21 protein-coding genes are annotated in these 17,193 nt (G+C 44.3%); 1 reads left to right on the top strand and 20 read right to left on the bottom strand.

Going from position 1 to position 17,193, the window contains the following annotated elements:
- Window positions 1–172: 172 nt before the first annotated feature.
- The 8 genes from J2736_RS03415 to J2736_RS03380 form a co-directional block, all read right to left on the bottom strand.
- Window positions 173–1,141 (bottom strand): biotin--[acetyl-CoA-carboxylase] ligase, encoded by a 969-nt coding sequence (locus J2736_RS03415; protein ID WP_310223543.1) that lies wholly within the window; start codon window positions 1,139–1,141, stop codon window positions 173–175.
- Window positions 1,142–1,240: 99 nt separating this feature from the next.
- Window positions 1,241–2,509, bottom strand: coding sequence for a CCA tRNA nucleotidyltransferase (locus J2736_RS03410; protein ID WP_310223541.1), 1,269 nt, complete (start codon window positions 2,507–2,509; stop codon window positions 1,241–1,243).
- Between the two features lie 47 nt (window positions 2,510–2,556).
- A complete protein-coding gene (gene bshA, locus J2736_RS03405) occupies window positions 2,557–3,729 on the bottom strand; it encodes an N-acetyl-alpha-D-glucosaminyl L-malate synthase BshA (protein ID WP_310223539.1) in 1,173 nt (390 codons plus the stop codon).
- Between the two features lie 19 nt (window positions 3,730–3,748).
- Entirely contained in the window at window positions 3,749–4,441 is a 693-nt protein-coding gene (gene bshB1, locus J2736_RS03400; RefSeq protein WP_310223537.1) for a bacillithiol biosynthesis deacetylase BshB1, read from the bottom strand.
- Between the two features lies 1 nt (window position 4,442).
- Window positions 4,443–4,862 (bottom strand): methylglyoxal synthase, encoded by a 420-nt coding sequence (locus J2736_RS03395; protein WP_310223535.1) that lies wholly within the window; start codon window positions 4,860–4,862, stop codon window positions 4,443–4,445.
- Between the two features lie 25 nt (window positions 4,863–4,887).
- Window positions 4,888–5,691, bottom strand: coding sequence for a 4-hydroxy-tetrahydrodipicolinate reductase (gene dapB, locus J2736_RS03390; protein WP_310223533.1), 804 nt, complete (start codon window positions 5,689–5,691; stop codon window positions 4,888–4,890).
- 16 nt (window positions 5,692–5,707) lie between these two features.
- The gene (locus tag J2736_RS03385; protein WP_310223531.1) at window positions 5,708–6,232 is read right to left on the bottom strand and encodes a hypothetical protein; all 525 of its coding nucleotides are present in this window, start codon (window positions 6,230–6,232) and stop codon (window positions 5,708–5,710) included.
- 64 nt (window positions 6,233–6,296) lie between these two features.
- Entirely contained in the window at window positions 6,297–6,635 is a 339-nt protein-coding gene (locus tag J2736_RS03380; RefSeq protein ID WP_310225182.1) for a nucleotide pyrophosphohydrolase, read from the bottom strand.
- A 117-nt stretch (window positions 6,636–6,752) separates the two neighbouring features.
- On the opposite strand from J2736_RS03380, the gene J2736_RS03375 reads away from it, so the two are divergent.
- Window positions 6,753–7,628, top strand: a complete 876-nt coding sequence (locus J2736_RS03375) for a YitT family protein (protein WP_310223529.1) — start codon at window positions 6,753–6,755, stop codon at window positions 7,626–7,628.
- Window positions 7,629–7,695: 67 nt separating this feature from the next.
- On the opposite strand, the gene J2736_RS03370 is transcribed toward J2736_RS03375, so the two are convergent.
- The 12 genes from J2736_RS03370 to J2736_RS03315 all read right to left on the bottom strand — a co-directional run bounded on the left by J2736_RS03370 (window position 7,696) and on the right by J2736_RS03315 (window position 17,150).
- Window positions 7,696–8,574: a sporulation protein YpjB gene (locus tag J2736_RS03370; RefSeq protein WP_310223527.1), complete on the bottom strand. Its 879-nt coding sequence runs from the start codon at window positions 8,572–8,574 to the stop codon at window positions 7,696–7,698.
- A 54-nt stretch (window positions 8,575–8,628) separates the two neighbouring features.
- A complete protein-coding gene (locus tag J2736_RS03365) occupies window positions 8,629–9,288 on the bottom strand; it encodes a DUF1405 domain-containing protein (RefSeq protein WP_310223525.1) in 660 nt (219 codons plus the stop codon).
- Between the two features lie 92 nt (window positions 9,289–9,380).
- Window positions 9,381–10,271, bottom strand: coding sequence for a c-type cytochrome (locus J2736_RS03360; protein ID WP_310223523.1), 891 nt, complete (start codon window positions 10,269–10,271; stop codon window positions 9,381–9,383).
- 20 nt (window positions 10,272–10,291) lie between these two features.
- A complete protein-coding gene (gene qcrB / locus J2736_RS03355) occupies window positions 10,292–10,963 on the bottom strand; it encodes a menaquinol-cytochrome c reductase cytochrome b subunit (protein ID WP_029193037.1) in 672 nt (223 codons plus the stop codon).
- 17 nt (window positions 10,964–10,980) lie between these two features.
- Window positions 10,981–11,526, bottom strand: coding sequence for a ubiquinol-cytochrome c reductase iron-sulfur subunit (locus J2736_RS03350; RefSeq protein ID WP_310223521.1), 546 nt, complete (start codon window positions 11,524–11,526; stop codon window positions 10,981–10,983).
- A 285-nt stretch (window positions 11,527–11,811) separates the two neighbouring features.
- Complete coding sequence (locus J2736_RS03345; RefSeq protein ID WP_310223518.1) at window positions 11,812–12,240, bottom strand: DUF2487 family protein; 429 nt, start codon at window positions 12,238–12,240, stop codon at window positions 11,812–11,814.
- Between the two features lie 170 nt (window positions 12,241–12,410).
- On the bottom strand, window positions 12,411–12,599 hold the full coding sequence (locus tag J2736_RS03340; RefSeq protein WP_056616951.1) for an IDEAL domain-containing protein: 189 nt from the start codon (window positions 12,597–12,599) through the stop codon (window positions 12,411–12,413).
- A gap of 176 nt (window positions 12,600–12,775) precedes the next feature.
- Window positions 12,776–13,897 carry a hypothetical protein gene (locus tag J2736_RS03335; RefSeq protein ID WP_310223515.1) on the bottom strand — a complete coding sequence of 374 codons (1,122 nt, stop codon included), beginning with the start codon at window positions 13,895–13,897 and terminating at the stop codon, window positions 12,776–12,778.
- Window positions 13,898–14,021: 124 nt separating this feature from the next.
- Window positions 14,022–14,612 carry a histidine phosphatase family protein gene (locus J2736_RS03330; protein ID WP_310223513.1) on the bottom strand — a complete coding sequence of 197 codons (591 nt, stop codon included), beginning with the start codon at window positions 14,610–14,612 and terminating at the stop codon, window positions 14,022–14,024.
- 45 nt (window positions 14,613–14,657) lie between these two features.
- Entirely contained in the window at window positions 14,658–15,287 is a 630-nt protein-coding gene (locus J2736_RS03325; RefSeq protein ID WP_310223511.1) for an anti-sigma factor family protein, read from the bottom strand.
- Between the two features lie 6 nt (window positions 15,288–15,293).
- Window positions 15,294–15,875 carry an RNA polymerase sigma factor gene (locus J2736_RS03320; protein WP_310223509.1) on the bottom strand — a complete coding sequence of 194 codons (582 nt, stop codon included), beginning with the start codon at window positions 15,873–15,875 and terminating at the stop codon, window positions 15,294–15,296.
- A 402-nt stretch (window positions 15,876–16,277) separates the two neighbouring features.
- On the bottom strand, window positions 16,278–17,150 hold the full coding sequence (locus J2736_RS03315) for a polysaccharide deacetylase family protein (RefSeq protein ID WP_310223507.1): 873 nt from the start codon (window positions 17,148–17,150) through the stop codon (window positions 16,278–16,280).
- Window positions 17,151–17,193 lie beyond the last annotated feature (43 nt).

Raw genomic sequence — 17,193 nt, 5'->3', positions numbered from 1 at the left:
GATCCCTCTGTCTCGGTCCAATAAGGCTCAGAGCAGAATCCAACATCTTGTTTCAAACGTTATTTCGTTGTCGAGATTGACACCCAACTTACAAGTGCAGTTCCTATAAGGATACCGCCTTCTGTTTCTATTATACCAAAGCTTGCTCCTGGAGGATACCCTTTATCTCCCACTACTTAAGTTCAATGTCACCAGAATAAATTTTAATCCGCTCACCTGAGGCAGATATAACTGTTAAAGCCCCCGTATCATCCAGAGAATCTGCAATACCTTCAATAAAACCTGATGGCGTTGATGTCCGGATTGGTCTCTTCAATGTGACACTTAAAGCTTCCCAAAGCAGACGAATGGGAGCAAAGCCCTTCTCCAAATAAAGAGCATACATCTCTTCAAATTCCAAAAGGAAGGCTTGTACTAAACCCTCGCGTGAAACTTCGCTGCCGGATTCAATCGCTAAAGAAGTTGCAATCGAACGAAGTTCCTCCGGATAATCCTCTACAGACAAATTCACACTGATACCAATACCTGCGATGACATATTTCAAACGTTCATCCTCACCGCTGCTTTCCAGCAAAATGCCACTGACCTTCTTCCCATGAATCAGAAGATCATTCGGCCATTTGATTCCGATCTCCACTTGGCATACTTTTTGAATCGCTCGACAAAGGGCAACCGCACTTAGCAAAGTTAACTGGGGCATGAAGTATACAGGAATACGCGGGGTCAAAATAAGACTCATCCAGATCCCCTTACCCGAAGGAGAATGCCAGCTGCGCCCCATTCGGCCTCTTCCTGCCGTCTGCCTTTCTGCAAGCACAATCGTGCCCTCAGGCGCCCCTGAGGCGACGAGCTGATGCGCAATCGTTTGAGTCGAGTCGACTTCATCATAGATATGTACTTTCTGACCAAGTACCTTCGTTCTCATTCCGTTCAATAACTCGCTAACCCGCCATTTTGCCGGTTTGCTCAGCAGACGATACCCTTTGCGTGGAGCCGCTTCGAATGCATAGCCCTCCTCACGCAGTTCCTCAATATGCTTCCAAATGGCCGTTCGGCTCACACCGAGCCGTCGACTGATCTCCGCTCCGGACACATACGTCTCAGGAGCTTCCTCAAAAAGCTCTAAAATGCGTTCATTCATACGATTTCACTCGCAATCTTATAGTTTGATCTATAGTAGCACAGGGGTGCGCTTGTTTTCTAATTCAATTTATTCAAAAAGAAAAACCGCACAGCGCTGCTACTTCGCAGCCTGCGCGGCGTAAATCAGAGCTTCGCGCTCATTCGGGATTTCCCCGAGAGCCGCTCGCTCGAGCAGATCCTGCAGCAGCACGCCCATCCATGGGCCTGGCTGCTTCTCAAGTGCTGCCGCCACATCCTGGCCGGATATGGCGAGTTCCTTCAGGCTGAAGCAGGGGACCTCCTTCAGCCAAGCCTCCCCGCGCCGCAGCAGCTCCGGCGCGATTGCCGTTAAGAAGCGCGCCAAGCCGCCGCGCTTCCCATCCACCTGCGGCAGCTCGCGCAGCAGCCGCAAGAACGCGCGGGCTGCGGCTTCGCCGCGGCGCACCGCGCCAAGCTTCCAGACCCGCTCCAGCGGAGCCGGGTCCTCGCCCTCGATCTGCGCGGCGACAGCGTCGCGCAGTGCAAGCACGCCCGCGACCGCAGCAGCGTCGGCGCGGGAGAAGGTCAGCTCCTGGAGCGCCTCGCGGACAACGTCCGCTGGCACCTCCAGGAGCATCAGCAGCATGGCCCAGCGGTCATGCTGCGACTCCAACGCGCTGACAACGTCCAGCGCGTCGTCCCAGGCGAGCCAAGCCTCAAAAGGCAGCGGCAGCTGCTTTTTGAGGTAGGCCAGCAGGCCGCTCGCCAGCATTAGCCTCACAGCCCTCGCAGGGGCTGGGCCTTCAACCATACGCTGCAGCTCGCTGCGGACGCGTTCCATCGCAATATGGCGCAGTAATGGTGCTTTCGCCAGCAGCGCTTGCCAAGTACCCTCCTCGATCTCTAAACCGTAGCTCGAGGTGAAGCGAATACAGCGAAGCATGCGTAACGCATCTTCGCCAAACCGTTCCTCCGGTGTGCCTACGCATCGGAGGATACCCGCGGCCAGATCCGCCTGGCCGCCAAAAGGATCTTGCAGAACGCCAGCCCAATCCATGGCCATCGCGTTCATTGTGAAATCCCTTCGTTGTAAATCCTCGGTTAAATCTGAAATAAATGCCACAGAGGCTGGGCGACGAAAGCCCTCATACGCAGCTTCTTTGCGAAAGGTGGTTACCTCATAAGTTTCCTGCGCAATGAGTACGGTGACAGTCCCATGTTGAAGACCCGTCGGTACTGTACGCTGAAAAAGCTGAATAACCTGCTCCGGCAACGCTGAAGTCGCGATGTCAATATCTTTAATCGGTCGTCCAAGAACAGCATCTCGCACACAACCACCGACCAAATAAGCCTCGAAGCCTGCTTCCACTAGTGTCGACAAGACCTCCGCAGCACCTGGATCATGCATTCCCTTACTTACTCCCAACTTCATTCTCCTATCCGATTCGCATATCCTTACTGGCAGGAAGATGCTGAAATACGGTGTGATTCAGGGAGCTCTCTCCCTAACACGCGATAATATATCTCTTCATATTGAACCGTCGTAATATCATTGCAAAACGTATAACGCGCACGATTCAAACAATTTTGTGCCATTTGCTCGTACATCACTTGGTTTTTCAGCAAATTAATCGCATATGCAGCCATTTGAGACGTATCTCCAACATCCGCCAAGAATCCAGTTTCACCATGTGTAATCAACTCCGGAATACCACCCGCATTGGATCCAATAGTAGGTACACCACAAGCCATTGCTTCTAGCGCCACTAGACCGAAGCTCTCTTTCTCAGAAGGAAGCAGCATCACATCTGCAAGTGAAATGACTTGAGCCACATCATCCTGTTTCCCACAGAAGGTAACCTTATCAGAGAGCCCAAGTTCCTTTACCTTCGAAATCATTTTCGAAAGATCCGGCCCTTCCCCAACAAATAAAAGTCGAGACGGAACTTCCTTACTTACCTTGGCGAAAATATCTACAACGTCCTGTACGCGTTTCACAGGTCTGAAATTGGAGATATGGATAAGAATTTTCTCATCCGGTCGCGCGAATTCGCCTCTCAGCTTCGATATATCACGCGGGTAATACACCCGTTTATCTACAAAGTTATAAGTTAGATCAATATCACGGTCAATAGCAAGCAATTCGCGTGTTTCTTTAATCAAGTCTTTGGAAACAGCCGTTACAGCGTCACTTTCATTAATGGCATAACGTATGAGATCCGAGATCGAATGATCTTGCCCCAATACCGTTATATCTGTACCGTGGAGTGTTGTAACAACCTTGAGATTCGAACCTACCATTTGCTTTGCTAGCAAAGCACATACAGCGTGCGGAATAGCATAATGCACATGCAGTAGATCAAGCTCCTCCATTTTGGCAACCTGAGCTAATTTACTGGCAAGTGAAAGATCGTAAGGCGGATAGCGGAAGACGTAATATTGACTCACTTCCACTTCATGATAAAAAATATTTTTATGAAATTTGCCTAAACGAAAAGGCATGCTATGTGTTATAAAGTGAACTTCGTGTCCTTTTTCAGCCAATAACTTTCCTAATTCAGTCGCAACAACTCCTGAACCGCCTAAAGTCGGATAACAGGTAATACCAATTTTTAATTTGTCTTTCATCTGTCACACCTCTTTCCGATCAATCAAAATGTGCTATCACCAAAGGCAGTTTGGAAACAAACCCTTCCGCGTACGTCAATTGACGTCTCTGACCCATTATTCGATCACGTGCTTCAACGCGTTCGACATATCCTTGAGTGAGTGGCGTCACAACCGAATTCGCACCCGTTACAAACTGTGACTGGTACGCACGGAGTGCGGCCATTTTTTTATCATACGTATCTGTGACATCTACAATGGCATTCGCTTCGTAAACATCATTAATAAAATAGAAAAATAATTGTTCCACATTCACTGCTTCCGTTTCAGGTAAATATTTGCGCAGCTTCGCATTAAAGACAGCTTCTTGAACAAGCATGGAACACGCGATATGATCGGGATGACGATCTTGCCAATACGGCGCGAACACGATACGTGGACGAAACTTTCTGATTTCTTGTGTAATGCGTTCAATGTTCTGTGCATTGATGAACAAACCGCGATCTGGTAATCCAAGATTCGTACGGACTGCAACGCCTAGTATTTTGGCAGCTTCTGCGGCTTCTTCTAATCTCGTTTCAACCGTACCATTCGAAGACATTTCGGCATAGGTCAGTTCACAAAGTCCAACTCGAAGTCCACGCTCCGTATGTTTCGCAATGGTTGCACCCATCCCAATCTCAGCATCATCTGCGTGGGCACCAAATATGAGAATATCTACATGTTCACTCATATTACTCAATACCTGGCTTATATTTATGTACGAGTTCTCTCCACGCGAAATCTCCGCGGTCTAACGCTCTCACTAGCAGTTCTGCTGTCGCAATATTGGTTGCGCAAGGAATCCCCTGCACGTCACATAAGCGAAGCAAAGCGATAATATCAGGCTCGTGCGGTTGTGCCATTAGTGGATCGCGTAAGAAGATGATGAAATCCATCTCATTTTCTGCAACCATCGCACCAATCTGCTGGTCACCGCCTAATGGTCCTGACATAAAACGATGAATACTTAATTTCGTATTCGCCATAATGCGTGTACCCGTCGTGCCTGTTGCATATAGTTTGTGCCCCTCGAAAACATGCTCATAAGCAGTAACGAAATTCACCATCTCATCTTTTTTCCGATCATGGGCAATAAGCGCGATGTTTAACATCTGACTTCCACTCTCCTAGGGGTCTCTAATCTATAAAATGCTCAAATCCATAAATCATTCCGGTATATGTCATCACTTTACGGACCGCGATAGCTACACCTGGCATGTAGGCAGCACGATCGTAAGAGTCATGTCGAATTTTGAGCGCTTGGCCTTGCTCTGCCATAATAACTTCTTGTTGGGCAAATACACCTGGTAAACGTACACTATGTATTCTGAATCCATTGTAATACCCGCCGCGTGAACCTTCAATTGTTTCTTCTTCCTTCGGATTCCCTTGCTTAATTTCTTCTCGCACTTCTGAAATCATTTCAGCGGTCTTAACAGCTGTACCGGATGGAGCATCTAGTTTTTGATCACCGTGATATTCAATGATTTCAAGATGTGGAAAATATTTAGAAGCTTGTGCAGCAAATCTCATCATTAGGATTGCCCCAATGGAGAAGTTCGGTGCAATTAATCCCCCAATATTGTTATCTCTGCACAGCATGTCCAAGTCAGCAATAGCCTGAGGGGTGAAGCCTGTCGTTCCCATCACGGGGCGAATCCCTAGGCGAATCGCAAGATTTGTATGTGAAACCGCTGTTTGCGGTCCTGTAAAATCAACTAATACATCAGGTTTGGATTCAATAAGTACTTTTTCAATATCGTTACCCATCAGAATTCCGCATTCTTCCATGCCAACCATTTTCCCAAGATCAATCGGGCCAGAGGTACGACTTACCCCTGCTACTAACTCCATATCGGATTCACGCAGTACGGTTTTGACTACCTCCCGCCCCATTCTTCCACTTGCTCCGATGACTGCTACGCGTATTGGACGCTCCATAATATGATGATCTCCTTTATCTTTGCCTCGGGCCCTGTTCAGACTTCATTTTAATCTGATAGATCGCGGCATGTTGTTTCGCAAGCTCGTGATGCGGCTCCAATCGTACAGCCTCCATAACGGTTTGATAAGCTCTTGCATAATCTTTACGCATAGCGAAGGCTTCTCCTAGAATAAGATACGCCTCAATGGCTAGCGGATCAAGTACAATCGCTTCTTTCAGTAAAAAAATAGCACGTTCTGCATGCGCCGACTGATTCGTAAGCTGTCTTCTGGCTTGTTCAACCAGCTCACGTGCATTTAACACTTGCAAATGGAAGCGAAACGCCTCATTCGTCGGTTCTAGTTCAATCGCCCTTGAAGCATGTTCCACCGCTTTGCTCAGTTTATTGCTTCTAGCGAAAGTAATGGATAATTTGTGGTGATAGGCAGCATTGTTTGGTTCTTCAGCTATTGCTTTTTCAAACCATTCAATGGCCTTTTCAAAATCATGCCCAAGTATGGATTCGTATGCTTTCTGTATTTGATTTTCTCCATTCATCTGCCCATCCTCCTTTGCCATAAGCGGTTTTCCCGACTAGTGGGGATGGTTTAGTTTATGAAGATCATTTCGTTTCGGTGTTTATTTTAGTCCAACGCCCTGCATCGCGGGTATTGAACTTGTGCATGATTTTGTCATGCGCTTCAGTCAGATCAATGCCTAGTGAGTTCGCAAAGCAGATCGTGATGAACAAAATATCACCAAGCTCCAATTCGATTGAATTGTCCGCTTCTGTGCTCTTTTTTGGTTTTTCACCGTAAGAATGATTCACCTCACGTGCTAATTCACCCACTTCTTCTGACATTCTTGCCAGCATGGCGAGTGGACTGAAATATCCTTCTTTGAACTGGGAAATATAAGTATCAACCTCTTGTTGCAGGTCTTTTAGTGAACGTTCTGACATTGGCATCCTTCTTTCCATCATCTTCACAAAGGTTATCCTCCTTATGTTAAACTAAACGAGAAAAGTTGACAAATTTTTTGTTACACCCAAATGTAATTTAAGCATGGAGGAATTCACATGATTTTCAAGGAAAGGTTCGCTGATCAATTTCTAAATGTGGTAGGCATTCTGATTGGAACCGCTATTTATGCGTTTGGTTTGCATTATTTCGTCATATCCAATGAACTCATGGAAGGCGGATTAACAGGGATATCGCTGTTGCTCAAATATGTGTTAAATGTTCCGCCTTCCATCTCTACGCTCCTGTTTAATATCCCTTTATTTTACTTAGGATGGCGTAATTTCGGCAAAGGTCCCATGCTGTATACGATCTTCGGTGTTATTTGTCTTTCGTTCTTTCTTTGGGTGATGGAGTGGCTGATCCATATGGGCTGGTTAGTCCCTTTTCACACCACACAAGATTATTTCCTAGCAACCCTCTACGCAGGCATAACGCTAGGGACAGGGCTCGGGCTCGTCTTCCGGTTCGGAGGAACAACGGGCGGTTCTGACATTTTGGCTCGTATCGGACATAAAAAAAGAGGTTGGAGTGTCGGGCAAGTCATCCTCATTATTGATGTTGTGGTGATTGGCTCTTCCTTCTTATATCTGCCAAAAGAAAAAGTGCTCTACTCCCTTGTTGCCGTCTTCGTTACTTCTCGCCTCATTGATTACATATCCGAAGGGGCTTATGCTGCCAAAGCATTTACGATCATCACGGAACAACCGAGTGTCTTAGCAGAGTCCATTACTAAAGTTTTAGATCGTGGGGTAACGCTCTTCCCAGCGCGAGGTGCCTATTCCGGCAACACCAAGGAAGTGGTTTATTGCGTGGTATATCGACATGAAACCAGACAACTGCGAGAGATCATTCATGCCGTAGATCCACGGGCCTTTATCATTGTTGGGGATGTACATGAAGTCATTGGTGAAGGATTCAAAACCATACAATAACAACTACAAATGAATAACAAAAAAGTGGGTTAAGCAGCTCTCTCCGAGCCATCTTAACCCACTTTTATTATCTATTTTCACTTTCCTTTGTTTGCTTAACAGGTACAATGTGACGGCCGGACTGGTACATTTGCCAACCTACATAGGATAGGACTCCTATTATGATGACACCCATACTGAGTGACCAGATAATAGGCTGTTTGGGATCCGTGAGGGGTACATAGGCCAGAGCATCTTTATGTTTCATAAATAGTTCATCCAACACTTGATTCAGATGATCAATGCCGCCTTCTATCTGTTTTATCGGCATTGGTTTCGTGTTTACTTGAGTTCGAAGGAAAACAAGTATCGAATCTAACTTCTCTACCGATCCAGCGTCTCGACTAATCGTTAGTGAGGGATGAATAATAGCGATATGCTGTGAGAGTTTACTAAATTCTGCGATCGCTTCCTGCTGCTTATTGGCTTTTACTTGCTGACTTAGCAGCTGACTATCATTGCGCAGCACTTTATCATATTGCAGCCACATTGGTTGATTCTTATGAGAGAGTGCGTCTGTCGCAAGTCGAATTTTGGCTACTGCCACTTGTCCATCTGTTGGCGAATAGTTAACCGCATTATATACGCGCTTTGCCTCAGTAACTGTTTCCGTCAAAGCGTTCAAGCCCTCAATGGACGTAATGCCTTCAAATGAGATTTTCGGAATTTGATCAGATAATTGAATTAACTTATTTCTTGCCTCTGGAATTTGTCCAGACATCGTCAACGTATACATTTCCTCAGCAATTTGATTCAGAAATGTAATCCGCTCTACTTGTGCGGGGTCTATGGGTTTACTAACTTGTCCGACTGATCGGCTGCTTGCTCCGCAAGCTACAAGTACACACAGCACAAGACCGAGTAAGAAAGTCACCGCTATCCCTCTCACCGCTCTACCCAAAAACATGGGACATCCCCTCCTTCACCATCATCATATGGAGGTTCGTCCCACTTTAGACCATCAGGTGTTCGCTTTCAACATTTTTTTCTCTCTTACCATAAGACACGTGATCGCAATCCAGATTCCTATAATACTTAAGCATATCGTGAAGAATTGAATTGTACCTAAATATGGATGAAGCTCACGCTGTAACCTCGGGAAGACCCCTCGCTCATAATCCATGAAATCATTCCAAAAGGTCCAAATTCCCACGAGGACAATAGCCGGCATGCGAAACGAAAACCAGCGCACAAATAACAGCGCTTCCACAGCCATTGCCAAATGCGAAGCCGTTAACATCCAACCATCCCAGCCCACGGTTGCTCCTTGCGCGGCTCCTGCCCAGATCATCGTAACTGCCCAAATCCCATACTTAAATGAAGTGATGAGACCGAAAGCTTCAATAAATCCGCGTATGGCCTTAGAAAGCTTCGTTGTCGCTCTAGGTCGAGCGTGATCCCAGATCAAGTAACCAACGGATAGTGTGAAAAACAAGCTTGCTGTAGGGCTATCCGGTACAAATATCACATACCAGACTGGACTTTCAGCAATCGTATCTACCATTTGTATCCAGTACCATTCATAGCCATAAATCGTCCCTAACAAATTACTGATGAAAAGTACCCATAGCATTTTCTTACTAAGTAAGAAGTCCCTGCTCCAAAAGTAGGAAACAGACATGTAGGCTCCTCCTTAAAAATATCAATATTGAAACGTAGACTGGTTTATTTTTTCAAAAAAAACCTGATCACTTTCGCGATCAGGTTTCATTGTTATTGCGTTTTTTGTTTGGATAACCAATCAGCAAGTTTATCGATATCCGCATCCGTCAAACCTTTATCAATGTTAGGCTTATACATGGCAGGCATGTTGCCTTTACCATTTTTGATAATGCCCATGATATCTTCTTTCGTATGCGTATCGCCTACACCTAGCAAAGCTGGTACACCCGAAGCTGGCATTCCTTTAAGCTGTGCACCGTGACATGCTAAACAAGTTGCTTTCGCATAAATCGCAGCAGCTGGATCATCAGCAGCAACAATCGATGCTTTCTTTGTATCATTCTTAGCGCCATTACCAGCAGCTGCTCCACCTTTGTTCGCGTGCATTTCTTCTTCACGCTTGATGTGCTCTGGAATGATGTTTTTCTCTTTAAGCTCTAATTGATAATGTGACCAAGACGTGTACGTTAGGTATGTACAAGCGATCAAAGATAAAATCATAAGGCTTGAAGCAATTGGTCTTCTATAGAAGCGGCGTTCTTTGCCAGTATCCAAGAATGGAGCTAGCAACAAACCACCAAATAGTAAACCTGGTACTACAACCGCTCCAAGAACAACATAATCACCCGATGTGTACGGATACTTCAGCAATTGATACATGAACAAGAAATACCAGTCAGGCATCGGAATAAATGCTGTGTTCTTAGGATCCGCTGGATAACCTAACGGAGCTGGGTCGGACATAACTAGAACTAGCATACCGACCAAGACAACGACACCAACCATCCACTCTTTCAACAAGAAGTTGGGAATGAAGGCTTCTGATTTACCTGGGTAAGCAGAGTAATCTCTCGGAATGAGTCGTTGTTCTTGCGTTTTCTTAATTACGCGGGAATCCCCTACGTAAACGATTTTTTCATCAGACTTATGACCATGCGCCACGCTATTCGCCCCTCCCTAAATTATAGCGGTCCGGAAATACCTTGTTTGCGAATCATGAAGAAGTGTCCGGCAAGCAAAGCGAGCAGAACGCCAGGCAGGAAGAACACATGAATAGCAAAGAACCGTGTTAGTGTTTGTGCACCAACAATGCTTCCGCCTTGCAGCAATGTTTCGATGTACGGTCCAGCAAATGGTACCGCTGCTGCAATTTTCATACCTACTTGTGTTGCAAAGTAAGCTTTGTTATCCCATGGAAGCAGGTATCCCGTAAAACCAAGACCTAACATAACGAAGAAAATGAGCATGCCTACTACCCAGTTCATTTCACGTGGAGCTTTGTAAGATCCTGTGAAGAACACGCGCAGGGTATGTAAGAACATCATTACGATAACCAAACTAGCTCCCCAGTGGTGCATACCTCTGACGATAACACCGAAAGCTACTTTATGTTGTAGGTAATCAACACTTGCATAAGCATTGATAATATCAGGTGTGTAATACATAGTTAAGAACATACCTGACAAAATTTGAATGACTGTGATGAAAAACGTCAATCCGCCAAAGCAATAAACGAATGCGGAAAAGTGATGAGCAGGGTTAACGTGTTCTGGCACCTCGTGATCCGCTACATCTCTCCACATAGGCGTAATATCAAGACGTTCGTCAATCCAGTTGTATACGTTTTTAAACATCTGATCGTGACGCCCCCTTATACTCTAGTGTTAGCATGCAGTTGTCCAACATACACGAAACCATTCTCTACTTTTGTTGTGTACTCATCTAATGGACTTGGCGCAACAGCAAGGTTCTTGCCGTCTTGCGTATAATGCGCACCATGACAAGGACAGAAATACTGATCTTTGTAAGCTGGGTTATCGTTCCAGTTGACCGTACAACCTAAGTGCTTACAAGTTGGATTTAACGCAAAGAGAGCACCCTTACTATCTTTGGAAATCCATGCTACGAGTTCAGCTTCACTTTCATACCAACCATCTACCTGATGGATTTGGAACGTAAACGCTTGTGGAACATTCGTAATTTTACTTTCTTCGACAACTTTAACCCAGTCCGATGCTGCTTTAGGCTGAAGGACAGGATCAACGGCAAACCGAATCATCGGTATGATAATCCCGGCTCCCATGAATCCACCAGCGCCACCAAGGGTATAAGAAAGAAATTGTCGACGAGACATTTCGCGTTTGGTCCCGGGTTTCTTCCCATGCTGTTCTTCATTGTGATTGTTATGATCACTCATTCTCAGGTCTACCCTCCTACATTGGCCGAAGCCCGAACCCTCTCGGACATCAGCTACCTCTATCACGTGTCGTTCGACATTACACTACATAACTAGGACATTTCTAATAATAGCCTACGTCTACTAGGTCGTCAAGAATTCATAACTCCTTTTATTGGATTGAAATCTTCGCTTTTGGACAAATTTTAACGAAATTGTCACAACTTTTTGCAAGCCACATTCATCCATTACTACCCTTATCTTGCACATTTTTTTTCCATTAATACACGACATCATCAAAGTTACTTAGGCAGAGTACCATAGTTGCTGCACATGTTTGGAAATACCTGATTTAATTACCTCTGCTTGCTGGACCCATTGCTCTTGATCGACAACAATCAACAAATCGATATCATCCGATTTCCAATTCAATGCTTCCTCATACAAGGTTACGATGATGATGTAACGAAAGCCGGATTTCTTCAAATGTCGCACGATGTCATTCACTTGGTTATTAGTTCCCATATCTGCTATGTAATGAAGAGCTGGATAAGTGACTACTCTGCCTTTGTAAGGAATCTCTATGGTTTCCATCACATCTCGGAGCTGCTCCAACGCTTTGGTTACATGCATCGGATCTTCCATTCCTGTCAATCCGGTTACAGGCAGAAGACATGTGTCCAAGTAAGGTTTCAATTCCGTCCAATCTTGTGAAGCAATCTCATTAAACTTCAAAGTGATGCGCCTCCCTATCATTTACCAAAACAACATTCGCTATGTAGCATAAGCTCAACTTGTACTTTAATCCGTCATCTCCTGACTGTCAATCATACGACAGACAAAAAGACATGGGATTGGAATCCTCATGTCTTCGTGTTTACTTACTCATTCTTTCGCGCTAATGATTACCCTAGTGATTGTAAAATCCTTAATTCAGATGTTAGCGCCAGAAAAGATGTCTGATCTCCTTTAGCCAAGGCGCTATCAATCTCCTTATAAAGATTTTCTTCTCTATATTTGCGTAAGGCATTATCCCAAATCATTTCCGCGAAAAGTGCCAGCAGCGCATCGTTAGATACATTCATTTTTCCCATGAGACCTACCTCCAAATGTTGTCCGCGGTTTGTCAGGAGCTTCTTTTTCGCAAAAATATGTGTCTGCATTTTGGTGTACGCCAACCCGTTGTTATGCTCCTATCACATCATATTCACTCGCTAATACTACGCTTCATTCAAAAGCCCGTTTGAACATGAATGTGTTAATACCTAGTTTAAATAAGCACCACTTTGTCATCTTCGGCAATATTAATTCCTCGTATTACTTTAGATCCTAGCTTGGTTACTTGAATGACCGCACCGTGACTGTGGTCTTCCCCAATTCGGATCAGCCCCATATGCATCATCATTTGAATGATCCTTTGCTCAACTATGGATGCTGAACTATCATAGTAAAATGGTTTTACCAATTGACTTAGCAACTCTACGATGGAAGCCATCGTCACCCACTGGTCACACAGTCGATCCATCCAACCTGCGATGCTCTGGATATTCGGAATTGGTGTTTTGTAAAGTCTCAACCAAAACGAATAAATATCCGCTATTGACTCTTTTTTTCCTTCCATTAAACGAGCTTTGCCTACTTCTGTAAGGCGAAGGACCAAGTCATGTTCACTTATGAATTCGTGGTAGTAGCAATAATCGTAAATAAGTGAAAATCGATTTGGGTATTCTTTAAACATTCGTCCATAACCAAACCGCCAAGTCCCTTTTGGAACCATGTTCTCTTGAACAGATAATAACGTGATGATCTGCCCTAGCTGCCTTTTGTAAAGAAAACCTTCTGCTGTTAAAGGCATCTCTTGCTGCGCAACGGCTGTTAAGAAGTGAAATACGTCGTGGGCTAGAAGTACTTGCTCATCGCGATAAATCTCTGGTTCTTCTGTTTTGACCAAAGCTTGCTTGAATTGATTGGCCAACACATCACTAAATCTTCGCTTTAAATCGGATGGGACGTGAAATAGATATTTCGTTTGCTGTGAGTAACCGTTAAACAGCCATCCTAGCTTCTTGAAGTTCAGGATCATATCTCGTGGATTCCAACTCTCTGACGATTCTTCCTTTTGAAATCGAGACTGCTGGGCTCTAGCAATAAGCTCCTCCATACTAAACGCATTGCGAGGATCGGAGAGTAAGGAGTTGAGGAATCGAATATTTTCCGAACTAAGACTCTGAATGTGTTTTTCGAATATATCTTTGCGCATGGCCGTACTTAGTATGGATTGAATCAACTCATTCTTAGAATGGCCATTACACTCACACTCGTAGGTATGTGCAATTCGGCCTAAATCATGGATATCGGCATAGCTAAGCATATCCGCTAGGTTCATTTCCATCCTACATCTCCCATCTAACGGAGCAATTCTACTCCGATGTTTCTAGTAACCATTATGGGATTATTTTCTGAAAATATTCCGTGCAAAACAAAAAAACACGACTCGGATCGAGTCATGTTTACGTTTATACCCTCGATTCCGAGGTTGTTTGCAAATGAGTTAAACAATTATACAATTGGAGTTCCCATTGATCAGACTGACGCAACAAAAGGGTTAATGACGTATTTTGTAAAAATTCTTCTTGATTCAGCTTTAGAACGCGAAGCACTTGAACAATGAAGCCACCATGTGATACGAGCAGCATCTTCTTATTCGGGAAATCGCGCAAAATCTCCGTCTCCAGCCCCATCCATCGTGCCCATAGTTCGCTATCCGTTTCTTGACCTAGATCCTGAAGCTTCCATTCGGCTCCCCAGCGCTCTTCACGTTCAGAAACGGTAGTGCCTTCTACTAGCCCATATTTGCGCTCTCTCAACCGCATATCCGTTCGTATAAATGGAATACCTGATAAGGAAGAAATAATTTGTGCAGTTTCATTTGCTCGTTTAAGATCACTGCTTATGATCCCATCCCAGCTTTCATTGGCTAAACGTAATCCAAGCAATCTAGCTTGCTCTCTGCCTTCTTCTGTTAAATCTGTATCCAACTGTCCCTGCAGCTTGCCTATGCGATTCCATTCCGTGCTGCCATGTCGTATGAAGCCGATTGTCGTCATTCTTTACCTCCAGCTCTTGAAATGCAAAATGCTCCATAAGGAGCACTAGGTTTTCGTTCGTGATAACCAATTCATAATAATAATGGTGGAGACTAACCCAAGCAGTGAAACGACTAGTAAATAATGCGGATACGAGTGAATGGGTCCCACATGAAAGCGTAATGGCTCCATGAAGCTTGGATTTAGACTGGCTACTGCATCCCCCAGCTTATGTCCATTTAACGATTCTGCCCCACTTGATTTAAGTGCTTGCGGCGCTTCTAAATCATAAAGCGAATTGTCCGCAGAAGCCATGGTTGACTGAGGTGTGCCATCATAAACAATTGCAAATAAAAAGCTAAACACAAAAAGCGCAAGACAAAAAGCGATGACGGCAGTTAAATTTCTTCTTAATTTGTAGGAAATCGAATATATCCGTTCCGAAACTGGTATCCGCCATGATTCATCTTCATAAATACGGCTCATCACTTTCGTGGAAACGATAGGCTCAAAGTCCGTAAACTCTTCTTCCGTTGCTGCAGTTCGGATAAGGATCATGCTTTCTTCCCATATCTGAAATTCCTCTTTACAAGAGTCACATGTTTCTAAATGTACATCAACTGCCTTACGACGCAGGTCATCATTCGGTAAATCCCAATAGACGCCAAATAAGTCCTGGATCTCACTACACTTCATCGCTTGTCATCCCTTCGATTCTTCGAATATCGGTTCACTGAAATAAGGATCCAAATGCAATTTGACGGATGCTCTCGCTCTAAACAAGAGAGATTTCACCGAGCTGACAGTTTGACCCAAAATGTTGGCAATTTCTTGATAATCCATCTGATCGTATTCACGTAAAATCAATGCTGATCTTTGCTTTTCAGGCAAGCTATTGATCGCGTCGCGAACCATGGACACCTTCTCATTGCGCAACATCGCCTGCTCTGGCATCGCGTCAAAAGAAGCATGGGGAGTTAGCCCGCTTTGCTCCAGCGACACTTGGACACTTTTATTTTTGCGCAGCTCACTCAATACGGTATTACGGGCAATCGTGTATAACCACGTAGAAAAAGATGCCTCAATCTCACGGAAAGAATGCAAACTGCGATATGCTTTATAAAAAGTTTCATTACACAAATCTTCGGCGATTGCTTCCATCTGTGTACTCTTGAGCATGTGATAAATAAAGGCAAGGATTTTACGCTCGTAACGACGCATAAGCTCGTTATACAGCTGTACATTTCCATCCTTGATTTCTCTGATCAATTGGGAATCGGTCATTACGTGGCGACCCTCCTCACGATTCCGGGTACCACTCCAACTGTTCATACATGTTTTACTTCAGTTGGAGTGAAAAGTTGCGTTGGATTGTAAAAAATATGTGAATACCTAAATTGGCAAATAATTAGCCTATTATCTATTCTCGATTCAGCACGAGATTCCTGCTAGATTCGACAAATTGTTGGATAAAGTTCATATTTCATTTATTGTGTGACTCTTTAATTACTCCTCTATCATTTCATATGTACAATCTTAGAAAAATAGACAAAAAAAAACCGCCGAATCGGCGGTTGCACTTATGGTGCGATTATCGGATAGGAGTGGAGAGAAACCATACTGTACTTTTATTATATGTATACGGTTTCATTCTGTCAACACTTTTTTGAAAACGTTTACTACGGATTAATTCTTGCTTGCAAATTGGGATTGCTCTCTCTTCGCCTGCTTAATTAAATTACTAATGGAATGCGGACGAACAAAAGGACTTCCTCCATTAATTCGTGGAATCTGCATCGGATCTGTCCAATCTGAAGCAATCCCTGATTTCGTTGTAAAAGCATAGCGTACTCCCGCTTCTTGCAAGTAGGAGATTGTCGTACCATCATAGCTGCCATATGGATAGGCGTAGGCATCAACTTCCTTTGAAGCCTGTAATGCCTTAAGTTTTGCCATACAATTGCGCGTATCTTGTACAACTCTGATCTTAAACTCATCATCCGTTTCAAGGGTCCCCTTGTTCAGAATCTTATTAGAAAGCATGGGCTTCCCATCTCTCATTGCATGCAGTTCATCTGAATGCCCTTGAAAATCAATGTAAGAATTCTCGCTGCGCATTAGCCTGATCTCATCTTTGGACAGGGATGCCAACTTGGGCCTTTTGGGATCTTCTAGATCTTTGGTGATAACGAAATTCACGGCAGGTATATGCAGCTTTTGCAGAATGGGATAAGCATACGTATAAAAGCTTTCATAGCCATCATCAAACGTGACGAGCAATGCATTATCTGGGACAGCCTTTCCCTTGCTCTTAAAATCCTTAAATTCGTCTAAGGTAATGAACTGAAAACCTTTCCTCTGTAACGATACGAGCTGCCGCTGGAAGAGCTTTGGTGTAATGGTGACAGAGCTCTGTTCATTCTCGTCGATGTGATGATAGACGAGTACGGCTACCTCATTGGAATAATACACATCTTTGGCACTTACTAAAACGGGTGAAAAGTTAAGGATAACAATTATTACTGCCAACAAACTGACTACCAGCATTCGATATTTCATTTCAACAGCCCCATTACAATAAAAAGTATGTATATGAATAATA

This window comes from Paenibacillus qinlingensis (assembly GCF_031455095.1).
Classification (GTDB): Bacteria; Bacillota; Bacilli; order Paenibacillales; family NBRC-103111; genus Paenibacillus_E; species Paenibacillus_E qinlingensis_A.
Note: the sequence above shows the minus strand (reverse complement) of the source record. Positions and strands in the feature narration are given on the sequence as shown.